The organism is Duganella fentianensis (assembly GCF_964031615.1).
GTDB classification, from domain to species: Bacteria; Pseudomonadota; Gammaproteobacteria; order Burkholderiales; family Burkholderiaceae_D; genus Rugamonas; species Rugamonas fentianensis_A.
In genome coordinates, this window is sequence record NZ_CAXIQN010000006.1 from 123,562 (window position 1) to 139,170 (window position 15,609).

Below are 15,609 nucleotides of genomic sequence, written 5' to 3' on the forward strand. Positions count from 1 at the left end.
CTAGTGAATGCCCGCGGTATGCAGCGGCAGGCGTAACTGCATGCGCACACCCCCCAGTACCGACGCACTTGCACTGATCGTGCCGCCATGCGCCTGTACCAGCGCGCGGCAGATGGCCAGTCCCAGCCCGCTGCCGCCGCGCTCGCGCGTACGCGCCGCATCGACCCGATATAGCCGCTCGAACAACTGGCCATGCGCGCCGGCCGGCACACCGGGCGCCGTATCTTCCAGCGTAATTTCCGCCTGTCCCGCCAGAGCATGCAGGGTCAGCACGATCTGCCCGCCGCTATCGGTATAGCGCAGACTGTTTTCCAGCAGATTGATCAGCACCTGCGTCAGACGGCCCGCATCGGCGCGCACGCACAAGGGCTGCGGCTGGGACGTCAGCTGCCAGCTCAGGTCCAGCCCGTGCTCGCGCGCCCGCACCTGATAGCGCATCAGCAAGGGCAGCAGCAAAGGCGCCAGCTCCAGCACCTGCCAGTCGTACTGCAGATCGCCCGCATCGGCCATGGTGAGCTGGTGCAGATCGTCTACCAGCTGGTTCAGGCGCAGCACTTCCGCGTGCAGCGAGGCCAGCGCCTGCGCATCGGCCTGACGGATACCATCCTGCAGCGCCTCGATTTCGCCCCGTATCACCGACAGCGGCGTGCGCAGTTCGTGCGACACATCGGCCAGCTGCTGGCGGCGCTGCTGTTCGCTCGCCTGCAAAGCTTCTGCCATGGCGTTCACATGCAGCGCCAGTTCAGCCAGTTCGTCGCGCGACAGCAGCGGTGCACGGGCCGAGAATTCACCGCGCGCCAGCTGCGCCGTCACATCGCGCAGCGCCGCCACGGGGCGCAGCAAGTGGCGCGCCAGCCAGATCGCGGCCAGTACGGCCAGCCCGAGTAAAGCACAGGCCAGCAGCACGATGTTGCGCAACTGGTCGCTCAGGAACAGTGCCGCACTGGCATCGGAGCCGCTGGCCTGACGCAGCGGCAGCAGCCGCATGCGACCAACCACCTGCCCGTCCACCTTGATCTCGCGTTCTATCCCGGGCGGGAAATCGGCCGGACCGATCAGCGTACGGCCAGCTGCATCGACAATGGATATGCGCGACAGGAAGCCCACCGGATCGTGCCGGTTGGGCGGCGGATCGGCACGCGGCCGCGGTGGCGGCGCCGGACGGCCATCGCCGGACGGTTCCTCTTCGCGCGGCGGACGGTGGCGCCCTTCATGGCGGCGACGGTGAGGCCGGTCGCCAGCGCCATCGGCCTGCAGTTGCGGCTGCATTTCCGCCAGCAGATCGCCCAGCACGCGGGGCCGGCCGCGCAGCCATTCGAAATCCCCTTCACGCCGGTAGTGCTGCTCCAGCAATACCCGCAGCTGGTCCATATCCTGTGTCTGCAACTGGTTCAGGTAGGAAACAAAGCCCCGCTGCAGGCTCAGATTGGTGACCCATGCCATGGTGCCCAGACACAGCAGCACAATGGCCGTAATGGCCAGCGCCAGTTTGCGAGCGATCGTCAAACGCCAACGGTTGAGCATGAGCTTCCTGTGATTGCTATTGCACCGGTTCTCATCATACCTGCCGAATGTGCACCAAATGTGAACGACATGTGGACGGCCGGCGGGCGCCAGCGAATTGCTGTTTTTGAGCAACAGAAATTGCATTCTGCATTTTTCCTGCACATTTGCCCGCCAAGCTGGCGTCATCAACAGCACACTCAGGGAGACTACCATGCGCCAACTTCGTTACCTCGCTCCGGCACCTCTGGCCATGACCATGTTCGCCACCACCCTGCTGGGCGGCTGTGGTGGCGGCGGCACTGACACGGCCAGCAGCAGCGCCGAGACACGGGTAGTGCAAGGCGCCAGCGCGCGCGTGGTGCAAGGCGCCACCTCGCCCGTCAGCGTGCTGGCCGTGGCGCCCGATCCCCTGCAGCCGGTCAGCAACGCTGCCGGCAGTGCACTCACGCTGAGCAGCACGGGCAGCATCGATACGGCCAATCCCTTCTTTCTGGCCATGGGCAACGGGCGCAGCTGCGCCAGCTGCCACCAGCCCGATAATGGCTGGAGCATAGGACCGGACAAGCTGGCCGCCCGCTTCAATAGCAGCGCCGGCCTAGATCCCGTCTTCCGCAGCGTCGATGGTGCCGTTTCGCCACTGGCGCCCACCGGCACACTGGAACAGAAGCGGCTGGCCTACGCTCTGCTGCTGGGCAAGGGGCTGATACGGGTGGGCCTGCCCCTGCCCGCCGCAGCCGAATTCACCCTGAGCAGCGTGGATGACCCCTACCATTACGCCAGCGCGCGTGAACTGTCGCTGTTCCGCCGCCCGCTGCCCACCACCAATCTGAAATTCCTCAGCAGCGTAATGTGGGATAGCCGCGAAACTGCCAGCGCCAGCAGCGGCGCAAACTGCCTGCGCAATGTGCGGCCGGCGCTATGCTTCGACAGCATCGATAACAGTCTGCTGCATCAGGCCAATGACGCCGTACGGGGCCACGCCGAAGCCGCCAGCGATCTGAGTGCCGCCCAGCAGCGCGCCATCGTCGATTTCGAACGCACCCTGTTCACCGCCCAGATCAGTTCCAGCACTGCGGGCAGCCTGAATAGCGCCGGCGCCTTCGGCGGCCCGCTGCCACTGTCGCAGACGGCCTACTATTTCGGCATCAACGATCTCGACGCGGGCGACTACCAGACCGGCACGCCCTTCAACCGCGATGTCATCAGCCTGTTCGGCGCATGGCGCAATCTGGACCGGCCGCAGGCACCGGCCCAGCGCGGCCGCCCGCCCGTGCCCGCCACGCCTACCGATGTGGCGCGCGCCGCCATCGCCCGCGGCGAACAGATTTTCAACAACAAGGGCTTTGCCATTACCGGCGTGGCCGGCTTCAACGACGAGCTGCGCCGTCCGCTGACCCGGGGCAGTTGCACCAGCTGCCACGATGCACCGGGCATAGGTTCGCAATCCGTGCCACGCATGTTCAATACGGGCGTAGCGGCGGCCAGCCGGCGTAGCGCCGATCTGCCCCTGTACACCCTGCGCAATAACGCCAGCGGCGAAACTATCAGCGTGAGCGATCCGGGCGCCGCCATGCTCAGTGGTAAATGGAAGGACATCGGCCGTTTCAAAGTGCCCAGCCTGCGCGGACTGGAATCGCGCTCGCCGTATTTCCACGACGGCTCGGCCGCGACCATCGAACAACTGGTGCAGTTCTACGACACCCGCTTCAATATCGGCTACACGGCGCAGGAAGCGGCCGATCTGGCAGCCTTCCTGAAAGCCCTGTAGCGGGCGGGGGGGCGGGGCATAGCCGGGCGACAGCATGAGCTGCTGTGGTACTGCTATCTTTGCTATCATAGCGGCTGCTCCACAGACCGACTGCCCGCTCCGCCCGATGACCTCCACGCTGACCAGCACCCACCCCGATCCTGCATGGCGCGGCCGCCTCGCCGCCAGCGCCGTGGCGCTGATCCTGCTGTGGCCCATGCTGGTGGTAACGGAGTTCAAACCATGGCTGCTGCTGGACTGGCAGAGCCTGAGCGCCACCGGCCGTTTCCTGGCCGATTTTCTGGTGCCGGCACACGGTAGCGAATTCCTCCTGATGCTGGCCGAGCAGACCTGGCAGACCGTGGCCATCGCCACCGCCGGCCTGACCCTCGCGCTGATCGGCGCCATCCCTGCCACCCTGATCATCAACGAACAGCTGTCGATTTCGCGGCTGGGCACGGGACGCATGCAACCGCTGGCGCGCGCCATACGCCAGCTGGTGCGCTGGAAAATGGTGGTGCTGCGCAGCGTGCCGGAACTGGTATGGGCGCTGCTATTCGTGCGCATCATCGGCCTCGGCCCCACAGCCGGCGTGCTGGCGATTGCCCTCACCTACTGCGGCATGCTGGGCAAGGTGTATGCAGAGATACTCGAATCGTCCGACGCGCGCGCCAGCAATGCCCTGCTGGCCAATGGCAGCGGGCGGCTGGCTGCGCTGCTGTATGGCGCCCTGCCGGAAGCGGCGGCCGAACTGATGTCCTACACTGTGTACCGCTGGGAGTGCGCAATTCGCGGCTCGGTCGTCATGGGTTTCGTCGGCGCCGGTGGGCTGGGCCAGCGCATGGATGAATCGATGAAAATGCTGGCCGGTGCCGAAGTCAGTTCCATGCTACTGGTGTTCGTGGCACTGGTAGCACTGGCCGACCTGTTCTCCAAAACCTTACGCCGCCGACTAGGATGAAGCCCCGCCTGCCCTCGCCGCCAGCACGCGACTGGACCGTGATCAGCCTGATGCTGCTGGTACTGCTGCTCATCGTCGCCAGTTTTGCAACGCTGCCGCTCAAGTGGCGCGAATTCTTTACCCTCGATGCTGTGCGCAGCGTGCTGGAACTACTGGCCGGCTTCGCCCCGCCGGAACTGGCCACGCCGTTCCTGATCAAGACCGGCTGGGCTGCCATCGAAACCATGGCCATGTCGGCACTGGGCACTTTGCTAGCCGTGGCGGCCGCGCTGCTATTTTCGCTGCCCGCCTCCGGCCGCATGGGCGGCACGGCGCGGGTGGCCATGCGCAGCCTGCTCAACGTGCTGCGCTCGATACCGGAACTGGTATGGGCGGCCATTTTGCTGATCGCCGCTGGTCTGGGCCCATTCGGCGGCACGCTGGCACTGGCCGCCCACACGGCCGGTGTGCTGGGCCGGCTGTTTGCCGACGCGCTGGAAAATGCTGCGCCCCTGCCGGAGCAGACCCTGCGCACCAACGGCGCCAGCGCCACGGCAGCCTTCTTCTACGCTACCCTGCCACAGACCCTGCCGCAGATGCTGTCCTACACGCTGTACCGCTGGGAGAACAATATCCGCGCTGCCGCCATCCTCGGCGTCGTGGGTGCCGGCGGTCTGGGCCAGATGCTGAAATACCACCTGTCGCTATTCCAGATGCAGTCGGCAGCCACGGTGATACTCGCCATGCTGCTGCTGGTAGCCATGGTCGATGGCATCAGCTTTGCTCTGCGCCGCGCCCTCACCCGCTGATGGAACACCCCATGCTAGAACTGCGTCACCTAAGTAAAACCTACGGCAATGGCCGCACGGTGCTGAACGATGTGAACTGGCATTTCAAGGCCGGCGAATTCGTCGCCATCATGGGTGATTCGGGAGTCGGTAAATCCACCCTGCTGAACCTGATCGCCGGCCTCGATACGCCCGATGCCAGCTGCCCTGCCGATGCCATCATGGTCGATGGTGTGGCGCTGGCCAGCCTCGATGACGATGCGGCCACCCGTCTGCGGCGCCAGCGCATGGGCTTCATTTTTCAGGCCTTCCATGTACTGCCCCACCTGACGCTGGCGCAGAATGTGGCCCTGCCACTGCTGCTTAACGGCCTGCCCACGGCACGCGCCAGCGAAATGCTGGCCGCGGTGGGACTGGGCGGACGCGATCACGATTTCCCGCACCAGTTATCGGGTGGCGAAATGCAGCGCGTTGCCATCGCCCGCGCGCTGGTACACCGTCCCGCGCTGGTGCTGGCCGATGAACCTACCGGCAATCTCGATCCCGACACGGCACACAGCATCCTCGAACTGCTGGTGCGCGAGATCAAAGCCAGCGGTGCCTGCGCCATCATGGTGACGCACGCCACTTCTGCTGCAGCAATGAGCGACAAAGTCCTTCATTTATCAAAGATTGGCATACAAGAAACAACAAACGTCAAGCTGTTTGACCAAAAAACAAGCTAATTCATTTGTCAAAACGTAGCGTCGTAGTATGATTTACCTAACTTGCATGGTTATCAAGAATGTTGAGTAGCGCTCCGCATTCCGATAAGAGTGTGGGCGCTAGCCCTGCCAGGAAACGTCATCTTTGATTTACGTTTTGAGCAAAGGAGGAGCAATCATGAACGTACGGCAAAAAAAGCTGGAACTGATCGAAGCCATGAATCGTGCTCGGGCTCTGGAACCATCCAGTTTCGTCCCGAACAAGCTGCTTGACACTTTGATCGAAAAGATGAACCTGAAAAACGACGCAGAACTCTGCCGAGTTTTGGAGGTACAACCTCCGATTATCAGCAAAATTCGTCATCGCAAACTCACCGTAGGCGCGACCATTTTGCTGCGTATGCATGAAAAGTCGGACATCAGCATACGGGAACTGAAAGAACTATCGACTGCCTCGATGCATTGAGCAGCCCGACCGCTAGTGCCATGCCAGGCGCCGGCATGCGCCAACCGGCGCCCTCAGAAATAACCGCGTACAGCCCAAACCCTGCTGAACGACACCGCTCCCCGCACTAGCAACGCTGCGCCAGCTTCCTCGCTTATTTTTCGTATTTCCAGTTACGTGCTTTGCCTTCGGCTATCCACGCCACGGCCTGTTCGCGCCTGCGCGTACGGGTAGTCTCCGTCTTGGCCTCCTCCAGCCACTCGATGTAATCGCGCTGCTTGCTGGGACTGAAGGCGGCAAAATGCTGCTGTGCGGCTGCCTGCTGCGCTAGCGCCTCGCGCAGATCATCCGGCAGTGTCACGCTAGTGCTGCGCGGCGTGCGGGCGCGCGGCTGTGCCACGCCGTCATCGTTAAGCTGCATCGCCTGCTGCAGATAGGACTGCAATTGCGCCACAGGCGGCAGATCCTCCAGCGCCGTGATGCGGCCGAACTGGCCCATGGCGTCGCGCTGGGCCGCGTCGCCCATCAGCAGCTCGGCCTTCCAGAAATTCAGCGCGCAGTGCGCCTTGAATGCGGCCATGCTGCACAACATGCCCTTGTACATAAAGTGCGGGAAACTCCACTTCATGGTTTCTTCCACTGCGGGACAGGTCTGGTGCACCACTGCACGCAGGTGGGTCAAAATGGCCTGGGCGAACGGCGCCGCCTGGGCGATATAGGCATCTACGCGAGGATCGAGCGTGGGCATAAAAGCGACTGTCTAAGTGGCGGGAAGCGCCAATATACCAAATCCCGCAACGGCAACGGTAGAATGTGTATATCACTACGCGGAGTAGCCTATGTATCGTTCCCGCCTGCTTGCAACGCTTCTGGCCCTGACGCTAGGCTGCACCATGCTGCTGCCGGCACATGCCATTACGCTCCGACTGTGCACCTCGGACAGCGCAATCCTGCCCTACATTACCCCCGATGGTCAGGGCACTGCCGATCTGCTGGTACGCATGGCCGCGCAGGAACTCGATATCACGCTGGTCTATCTGCCGGCACCGCTGGCGCGCTGCCGCGAAATGCTGCGCACGGGCGCCGCTGATGCCTTCCCCGCCTCACCATACATACCCACGCTGGCGGTAGAATTCCGCTATCCGCTCCAGCATGGCGAGATCGACACCAGCCACACCATCATCAACGGCCGCAGCATGGTGTTCCGCCGCGTGGGCAGCAATGTGGAGTGGGACGGCGTGCGCTTCAGCCATCTGAGCACGCCAGTACTGGTGCCGTTCGGTATGGTGATGCCACGGGAAAGACTGCAGGCGCTGAACGTAGCGATAGACCCCAATGGCCGCTCCATGCAGGCCAATTTCCAGAAAATGCTGGCCGGCCGCTCCGATCTCAGCGTCGCGCTGGAAACCCACGGCGCACAGTTACTCACGCTGCCCCAGTTTGCCGGCAAGATCGAAATGCTGCCCATACCATTCATCGACGAACACTACTATCTGGTGTTCTCGCCGGCCTTTTACGACGCCCATGCCCAGCTGGTAGAAAAGCTGTGGGACACCATCAGCCGCGTGCGCCGCAGCCCGGCCTACCTGGCGCAGCAGCGCAAGGCCATGGACGATCTGCTCAAACCCTAGCGACCGGCCGGTAGCGCGCCGCAAGCACGGCATTCTGCTCTATACTCCGCACAACGGAAACTATGGAACTCGCCGATGCCCAAGCACAAAGCGCCCGGACACATACAGCCTTACCCGCACGCTGCGGCAGGATGGGGGGCAGTAAAACAGGTAGCCGTCAATCTGGTGCGCGAAAAAGTCAGCGCCGGCCACAGCCGCGCGCTACTCAGCCAGAACCAGCCCGGTGGCTTCGACTGCCCCGGCTGCGCCTGGCCAGACCGGGCTAACGGTGCCAGCTTTGCCTTCTGCGAGAACGGCGTCAAAGCCGTAGCGGCGGAAGCCACCAGCAAGCGTGTACGGGCCGAATTCTTCGCCCAGCATAGCGTCAGCGCGCTACTGCAGCAGACCGACTTCCAGCTGGAACAGCATGGCCGTCTGACCGCGCCGATGGAATACGATAGCGCCAGCGATCATTACCGCCCCGTTAGCTGGGAACGCGCCTTTGCCATCGTAGCGCAACATTTGCGCGCCCTGCCCGATCCCGATCAGGCCACTTTCTATACCTCGGGCCGCACCGCCAACGAAGCCGCTTTTCTCTTCCAGCTGTTCGTGCGCATGTATGGCACCAACAACTTCCCCGACTGCTCCAATCTATGCCACGAACCCACCAGCCGCGGCCTGCCCGGCACCGTGGGCGTGGGTAAAGGCACGGTGACGCTGGACGACTTCGAGCACGCCGATGCGCTCTTCATCTTCGGTCAGAATCCCGCCACCAACCACCCGCGCATGCTGGGCGAACTGCGCGCCTGCGCCAGACGGGGCGCCACCATCGTCTCCATCAATCCCCTGCGCGAACGGGGGCTGGAACGCTTCACCAGCCCCACCCACCCCAGCGAAATGCTGGGCAATGGCAGCACTGTCATCAGCTCGCTGTTCATCCAGCCCCGCCTCGGTGGCGATTTCGCCCTGATCAAAGGCGTGGCCAAGCGCCTGCTGGAACTCGATGATGCCGCGCAGGCTTGCGGCGCAGCCAGCCTGCTTGACCACGCCTTCATCGCCGAACATACCAGCGGTTTCGCCGCGTTTGCACAGGATCTGCGCGACCAGTCATGGGCAGCGCTGCTGGAGGAATCAGGCGTGCCGCGCGCGCAGATCGACCAGCTGACCGATATCTACTGCCGCAGCGCGAATGTGATCAGCACCTGGGGCATGGGTCTGACCCAGCACAAAGGTGCCGTGGCCACCATCCAGTTGCTGTCCAACCTGATGATGATGCGCGGGAATATCGGCCGGCGTGGCGCCGGCCTGTGCCCCGTGCGCGGCCACTCGAATGTGCAGGGCGACCGCACCATGGGCATCGAAGACAAGCCCGCGGCCGCCTTCCTCGACCGCCTGCAGCAGGTATTCGATTTTGCCCCGCCGCGGCGCCACGGCTACGACACGGTGGACAGCATACAGGCCATGCTGGACGGTAAAGTCAAAGTCTTCATCGCACTGGGCGGCAACTTCGCCATGGCCACGCCCGATACGCCGCTGACCTTGGCCGCCCTGCGCGCCTGTGACCTCACCGTGCACATTGCCACCAAACTCAATCGCAGCCATCTGGTACATGGCAAGGCTGCCCTGCTGCTGCCTACGCTGGGGCGCACGGAAGTCGATCTGCAGAACGGCGTGCCGCAAGGCGTGACGGTGGAAGATTCGATGAGCATGGTGCACCTGTCGTATGGCCAGAACACACCCGCGTCGAGCGAACTGCTGTCGGAGACCATGATCGTGGCGCAGCTGGCCCATGCCACGCTGGGCAGTAGCAAAGTGGACTGGCTAGGCTATGCCAGCGACTACGCCCGTATCCGCGACGCTATCGCACAAGTGTTCGACGATTTCCATGACTTCAATGCACGGGTGGCCCAGCCGGGCGGCTTCCACCTGAAAGTCGCTTCGCGCCAGCGCGAATGGTGCACGGCCAGCGGCAAAGCCCAGTTTGTGGTGCACCCGCTTGATCTGGATACCCCCATCCACCGCGCCCGCGCCATCCATGGCGAGCGCCTGATGGTACTGATGACGGCCCGTTCGCACGATCAGTACAACACCACCATCTACGGCCTCGATGACCGCTATCGCGGTGTGTTCGGCCTGCGCCGCGTGCTATTCATCCACCGTGACGATCTGGCCATGCTGGGCTTCCAGCGTGGCGAGTGGGTCGATCTGCAAAGTGTGTGGGAAGATGGCGTGGAACGTCGTGCCGAACGCTTCCTGCTGGTGGAATACGCTATTCCGCGCGGCTGTCTGGGCGCCTACTTCCCCGAAACCAATGCCCTGCTGCCGCTGCATAGCACGGCCGACGGCGCCGGCACGCCCACTGCCAAATCCATCCCCGTGCTGCTACAACGCTCGCTGCGACAGGAGTCGGCCGAATAAGCCGCACAGACCAAGTAACGCGCCGCACTCAGGTGTATTCGACGCAGGCGTCCTGACGGCAGAAGCTGACCAGTTTGACGCCCGCGCGGCTGGCCACATCGATGGCTAGCGTACTCGGTGCCGAAATGGTGGCCAGTAACGGGATCTGCATGCGCGCCACTTTACGCACCAGTTCATAGCTGGCGCGGCTGGACATGAACACGAAACCGCGCCGCAGATCCACGCCGTTTGCAGCCAGCACGCCGATCAGCTTATCCAGCGCATTGTGGCGCCCCACATCCTCGCACACTTGCAGTACATTGCCGGCCACGTCGCACCAGCCGGCAGCATGCACGCCGCCAGAGGCACGCATCAGCTGCTGGTGCTGGCCGAACTGCGCCACGGCATTGGCCACGGCGGCCACCAGCGCCGCGTCGTCATGCAGCGGCGGCGTGGTGATCGGATCAGGATGCAGATCGATCTGTTCCAGACTCTCCAGACCGCACACGCCACAACCGCTACGCCCCGCCATCGAACGGCGCTGCAGCTTCAGCTCATGGAAGGCTTGCTGGGCCACGGTGAGCGCGACCTCGTGGCTGCCAGCGTGGGAAGTGAGTTCGATATCGTAGACATCGGCGGCCTGACCGATCAGGCCTTCGGTGAGCGCGAAGCCCAGTGCGAAAGCTTCCAGCTGGCGCGGCGTCGCCATCATCACGGCATGGGAAACACCATTGAAGACCAGTGCCACGGGCGCCTCTTCGGCCACGCTGTCATCCAGCGCCTGCGGCGCCTGCGCCAGTCTATGACGACGCACGGCGCGCAGCTGCGCGCCAGTCTGGTCTACCTCTGTTTCAAACTTCATTGCCGCTCCGCTCGATAAGCCCTGTGGCTTATTCTACACGGGGCGGCATACTACGTCAGTCTGGCGCGGCTCAGGCTACGTCATTCACGCCATAGTGGCGCGCATAGCGGTTGTCCAGATTGGCCAGCGGCAGCAGCAGGAACAGGTCGGCGCTTTCGAAATCAGGGTCCCATGCCGGCTCGCCGCAGATCCATGCGCCCGAACGCATATAGCCTTTCAGCAGCGCAGGCACTTGCGGCTTCTGGGCGGCTTCCAGCTTGGAGAACGGGAATGGCAGGTGCGGCGTCACGCGGTATTCCGACGGCGCCATATAGCTGGCGGCCAGCTGCTGGTAGACGGCGACGGCATTGTGACCGCCATCGGCCAGACTGATGCTGGCGCAACCGATCAGATAGTCGCAATTCTCGCGCCGCATGTATTCGGCCAGACCGGACCACAGCAGCATGATCACGCTGCCGCCGCGGTAGTCGGGATGGATGCAGGCGCGGCCAGCTTCCACCATGCGGCCACGCAGGTGATTCAGGCGGCCCAGATCGAATTCGCCTTCCGAGTACACGCGGCCCAGTTTGCGTGCGCGGGCAGCGCTGAGCAGGCGGTAGGTACCGACCACTTTCAGGCTGGCGCTATCGCGCACGATGAGATGATCGCAATGCTCGTCGAACTCGTCGGAATCAAGGCCATCCTCACGCATCAGCGAAGTCAGACCCAGCGTTTCGATGAATACCTTGTAGCGCAGGCGCTGCACCTCGCGCAGCTCCTCCGGCGTGCTTGCCATACTGAGTACCAGCTTGCCGGACGCTGCTCGGACGTCGGCTTGTATGATCGAAGTTTGCATGCTTCATCCTTTCTGTGGAAGACGAAGCAAGCGTAACGGGGGAATACTTCAGGAACATGACAGCGCCATGTCAGTTGCATGACATGCATCAAACTGTGGCTAGTTCAGCATTCCCCGCTGGCGCATCAGACCTTCTTCGGACGGCCGGTTTTCAGTTGCGGCAGGCTGGCCAATACATTTTGCAGTGTAGCAAGATCGATCTGGCTGATCAGTGCCACGCCGATGCGCAGCAGTTCGCTTTTCTTGATCTCGAAGCCGGCCTTCAGGCAGGCTTTCTTGACCTGACCAAGTACCGCATATTCCTGTTCCGGCATGGTGAAACTGTCACGCACCAGCTTTTCCTTGCGGGCTTTTTCGGCCGCCGGTGCCACCACTGGCGCTGCTGCGGCGACGGGCTTTGCTACCGGCTTCTTCACCACCGCCTTGGCCGGCGCCTTCGTTACTGGTTTCGGCGTAGCCTTCGGTGCTACCTTGGTTGCGACTTTGCTCACCGGCTTGGCGGACTTGACGACCGCCTTGACTGGCGCCTTTGCTACCACTTTAGGTGCTGCCTTGCTGACTGGCTTGGCCACAGCTTTGGCGCTTGCAGGCTTAGCGGCCGGCTTGACTACGGGCTTGGCGACCGGCTTGACTGCGGCTTTGGCAGCGGGTTTGACTACTGCCTTGGCAACTACTTTTGCAGCAGTTTTTTTGGCTGCAACAGGGGCTTTGCCACTCACGGACTTGTTCATTGAAGCTCCAGATGATGTGAATACTATAAACAATATATACTATTTATGTCATTGTTGCTTGAATTAACGCAAATGTTCCGCCACATGGGCAAACAGCACGGGCGGACTGACCGGCTTGCGCAGGAATTCCACCGCACCCACGCTCAAGCCCATGGCCTCGTCCTCGGGCTGGCTCTTGGCAGTCAGGAAGATCACCGGTATCGCACTGGAGGCCGGGTTAGCCTTGAGGCGGCGACAGGTTTCATAGCCGTCCATTTCAGGCATCATGATATCGAGCAGGATCAGATCCACCTGCGAACTGGCGACAATCTGCAGCGCCGTCGCGCCACCAGTGGCCACCTTGGTGTTGTACTTATCCTTGAGCAGGCCCGCCAGCAGCGTAATATTGTCCGGTGTGTCGTCGACGATTAGTACCGTTTTGCGCTGCGGGACTGTGCTCATGATCACTCCTGTTCTATTGCTGCCAGCAGTTTTGCCGCAGCTTCAAATTGATAATGCTCCATGTAGTCGGCCAGCCGGCTCATTTGCACGGGCGTTAGCAAAGTCGCCAGCGCGGGCCGCACCCGCTCGAAATAGTCACCACTTTCACCACTGAATTCGGCCAGCAGCTTGCGCAGCCCCGCCACTGCCTGACGGGCATCGCCAGCCTCGGCCGCGTGTTCGCTACGGGGCGGCACTGGCGGTATCACGCGGATCGACATACCCAGCCAGCGCGACAGCACGCTATACAGCCGCTGCGGATCGATCGGCTTGGTGATGTAGTCCTGCATGCCCTCTTCGATGCAGCGCGCCTGCATGCCGGCCAGCGCCCGCGAAGTGACGGCGATCAGCGGCAGATCGTCAAACCGCTTATCCTGCCGCAGCAAACGGGTCGCCTCATGGCCATCCATCACCGGCATGGCCAGATCCATCAGCACCAGATCGTAGCCCTGTGGCCCCACCGCCTTGAGACGGTCGAGCGCTTCCTGCCCGTTACCCACCGTATCGACCTGCAGCCCCTGCAGCTCCAGCAATTCGCGCGTGACATACTGGTTGACGGGACTATCCTCGGCCAGCAGTACCCGCGCACTGCGCCGTTCACTGGCCTGCAGCGGCAGATCGGCCACCGTGCCCTGATGCAGCACCGCCTGCACCGACAGCGCTGCCGCATCGGAGCGCGCCAGTTGCAAATCAAAATAGAAGGTAGAACCAAAGCCGGGCCGGCTCTCCACTTCGATATTCCCGCCCATCAGGCGCACCAGTTGCTGCGAGATGGATAGCCCCAGCCCCGTGCCGCCATAGTTGCGCGTGGTCGAACCATTGGCCTGACTGAAAGCACGGAATAGACGGCCTTTCTGCTGCGCCGTCATGCCTATGCCCGTATCCCGCACCGAGAAGCGCAGCCGCACCATACCGTCCGGCGTAGCGCCGGGCGCTAGCTGGCAGCGCAGTTCCAGTTCGCCCTGTTCGGTAAATTTGACGGCATTATTGGCCAGATTGATCAGCACCTGCCCCAGTCGCAGCGGATCGCCTACCAGATAGCGCGGCACATCTTCGGCACTGGTGACCAGATAGCGCAGCCCCTTATCACTGGCACGCTGGGTGGTCACGCTGGAGACATTGCTCAGCACATCATCGAGCAGGAAGGGAATCTGCTCCACTTCCAGCCGCCCTGCTTCGATCTTGGAGAAGTCCAGTATGTCATTGATGATGCCCAGCAGCGACAGCGCGGCACGGTGAATCTTGGTGATGTAGTCGTGCTGCTTGGGCGTCATTTCCGTACGCAGCGCCAGATAGGCCATGCCGATCACGGCACTCATGGGCGTGCGGATTTCGTGACTCATATTGGCGAGGAATTCGGATTTGGCGATATTTGCCGCTTCTGCCATCACATTCGCATTCAACAGCTTCTGTTCGCGCTCGCGCCGGTCGCTGATATCGCGAATAAAGGCGCAGAACTCGTAGCTGTGCTGCCCTTCCGACTTCACTTTGGTAATCGCCAGTTCGATAGGGAATTCGTCGCCATTGCGGCGCAGGGCCACCACCTCGATACGCGAATCAAGGACCCGCGTGACCTCGTTACCGGCGGCCAGGCGCTGCATGCCGCGCCGGTGCTCGTAACGGAAGCGCTGGGGAATGATGGTCTGGTCGAGCGACATCCCCATCACTTCTTCGCGGCTCCAGCCGAAAGTGCGTTCGGCCTGGGTATTCCAGCCGACGATATTCCCGCTCAGGTCCATCCGCACTACGGCATCGAGCGCCGTATCGACGATGGTCTGCAACTTGGCCTGACTGTCACCCAGCCGCTGCATGGACTCGGTCAGCTCATGGGTGCGGGTGGCGATGCGCTGTTCCAGCGCGCTATTCAGATCGCGCAGTTCGCGTTCGGCGTCACGCACGCGCGTCAGCGCATCGCGGAAACGCAGCACGGCACCGGACAGCCGCCCCACCTGATCTTCCCGGTCGATGCCGGACAGCTTGATGTCGGTCTCGCCCCGCGTCAGCTTTTCCAGACTGGTCTGGATATCGGCAAAGGGCCGTGCGGCACGCCGCCCCACCACGAAAATCGACACCACGATGGCCAGCGCCAGCAGCAGATTGGCCGCCACCGTATTGAAGATCTGGCGGCGCAGATCGCGGTCTATCTGTTCGCGCGAAAACGCCAGATCGATCGAACCGACCGCATAGCTGCGGCGCGCGTCGCTGAAGCTGATATCGCGGTGCACCTTGATGGCGGCCACCGGCACGGCGGTAGGCGAAACATAGCTGGCCACTTCCGTACCGTTGGGCGCCAGCACGCGCAGCACCAGTACTTCCGGCGTGGCACCGGAAGCATCGACCACGCTGTTGATGGCCGCGCTATTGATATCGAACAGGGGCCGCGCCAGCGCCTGCGACAGCACGGCGGCGAGCCGCTCGGCCCGTTCCTGCAGATTCTGCTCGGCCTCGGCGCTGAGCGAGCGCATGATGTAGGTGGTATAGACTGCCGTGGACAGGGCCACCGCCAGAAAAATCCCGCAGCCTAGACGCAACAGGATATCGCGCCGCCACAGGCGCTGCACACG

Annotated in this window: 14 protein-coding genes; 7 read left to right on the top strand and 7 right to left on the bottom strand. The window is 62.7% G+C overall.

What is annotated here, in order from left to right; all coding sequences use genetic code 11:
• Window positions 1-1,524 carry an ATP-binding protein gene (locus ABNT42_RS03940; RefSeq protein WP_348694287.1) on the bottom strand — a complete coding sequence of 508 codons (1,524 nt, stop codon included), beginning with the start codon at window positions 1,522-1,524 and terminating at the stop codon, window positions 1-3.
• Between the two features lie 193 nt (window positions 1,525-1,717).
• On the opposite strand from ABNT42_RS03940, the gene ABNT42_RS03945 reads away from it, so the two are divergent.
• The 5 genes from ABNT42_RS03945 to ABNT42_RS03965 all read left to right on the top strand — a co-directional run bounded on the left by ABNT42_RS03945 (window position 1,718) and on the right by ABNT42_RS03965 (window position 6,151).
• Complete coding sequence (locus ABNT42_RS03945) at window positions 1,718-3,274, top strand: cytochrome C (protein ID WP_348694290.1); 1,557 nt, start codon at window positions 1,718-1,720, stop codon at window positions 3,272-3,274.
• Between the two features lie 106 nt (window positions 3,275-3,380).
• Window positions 3,381-4,214 carry an ABC transporter permease gene (locus ABNT42_RS03950; protein WP_348694293.1) on the top strand — a complete coding sequence of 278 codons (834 nt, stop codon included), beginning with the start codon at window positions 3,381-3,383 and terminating at the stop codon, window positions 4,212-4,214.
• A complete protein-coding gene (gene phnE, locus ABNT42_RS03955; RefSeq protein WP_348694296.1) occupies window positions 4,211-5,002 on the top strand; it encodes a phosphonate ABC transporter, permease protein PhnE in 792 nt (263 codons plus the stop codon). The genes ABNT42_RS03950 and phnE overlap by 4 nt, the downstream gene beginning before the upstream one ends.
• An 11-nt stretch (window positions 5,003-5,013) precedes the next feature.
• Window positions 5,014-5,706 (top strand): ABC transporter ATP-binding protein, encoded by a 693-nt coding sequence (locus ABNT42_RS03960; RefSeq protein ID WP_348694299.1) that lies wholly within the window; start codon window positions 5,014-5,016, stop codon window positions 5,704-5,706.
• 157 nt (window positions 5,707-5,863) lie between these two features.
• Window positions 5,864-6,151 (top strand): hypothetical protein, encoded by a 288-nt coding sequence (locus ABNT42_RS03965; RefSeq protein ID WP_348694302.1) that lies wholly within the window; start codon window positions 5,864-5,866, stop codon window positions 6,149-6,151.
• Between the two features lie 133 nt (window positions 6,152-6,284).
• Here the strand turns inward: ABNT42_RS03965 and ABNT42_RS03970 are convergent, their stop codons facing one another.
• The gene (locus ABNT42_RS03970; RefSeq protein WP_348694305.1) at window positions 6,285-6,878 is read right to left on the bottom strand and encodes a DUF1801 domain-containing protein; all 594 of its coding nucleotides are present in this window, start codon (window positions 6,876-6,878) and stop codon (window positions 6,285-6,287) included.
• Between the two features lie 91 nt (window positions 6,879-6,969).
• Between ABNT42_RS03970 and ABNT42_RS03975 the strand changes: the two genes are divergently transcribed.
• Together ABNT42_RS03975 and ABNT42_RS03980 are read left to right on the top strand one after the other, a co-directional pair.
• On the top strand, window positions 6,970-7,761 hold the full coding sequence (locus tag ABNT42_RS03975) for a hypothetical protein (protein ID WP_348694308.1): 792 nt from the start codon (window positions 6,970-6,972) through the stop codon (window positions 7,759-7,761).
• Window positions 7,762-7,836: 75 nt separating this feature from the next.
• Window positions 7,837-10,158, top strand: coding sequence for an FdhF/YdeP family oxidoreductase (locus ABNT42_RS03980; RefSeq protein WP_348694311.1), 2,322 nt, complete (start codon window positions 7,837-7,839; stop codon window positions 10,156-10,158).
• 28 nt (window positions 10,159-10,186) lie between these two features.
• On the opposite strand, the gene fdhD is transcribed toward ABNT42_RS03980, so the two are convergent.
• From fdhD to ABNT42_RS04005, 5 genes are all read right to left on the bottom strand, one after another.
• On the bottom strand, window positions 10,187-10,999 hold the full coding sequence (fdhD, locus tag ABNT42_RS03985) for a formate dehydrogenase accessory sulfurtransferase FdhD (RefSeq protein WP_348694314.1): 813 nt from the start codon (window positions 10,997-10,999) through the stop codon (window positions 10,187-10,189).
• A 70-nt stretch (window positions 11,000-11,069) separates the two neighbouring features.
• Window positions 11,070-11,834, bottom strand: coding sequence for a GNAT family N-acyltransferase (locus ABNT42_RS03990; protein WP_348694317.1), 765 nt, complete (start codon window positions 11,832-11,834; stop codon window positions 11,070-11,072).
• Window positions 11,835-11,959: 125 nt separating this feature from the next.
• Complete coding sequence (locus ABNT42_RS03995; protein ID WP_348694320.1) at window positions 11,960-12,565, bottom strand: hypothetical protein; 606 nt, start codon at window positions 12,563-12,565, stop codon at window positions 11,960-11,962.
• A gap of 63 nt (window positions 12,566-12,628) precedes the next feature.
• A complete protein-coding gene (locus ABNT42_RS04000) occupies window positions 12,629-13,006 on the bottom strand; it encodes a response regulator (protein WP_348694322.1) in 378 nt (125 codons plus the stop codon).
• Between the two features lie 2 nt (window positions 13,007-13,008).
• Window positions 13,009-15,606 (bottom strand): ATP-binding protein, encoded by a 2,598-nt coding sequence (locus tag ABNT42_RS04005; RefSeq protein WP_348694325.1) that lies wholly within the window; start codon window positions 15,604-15,606, stop codon window positions 13,009-13,011.
• Window positions 15,607-15,609: the final 3 nt, after the last annotated feature.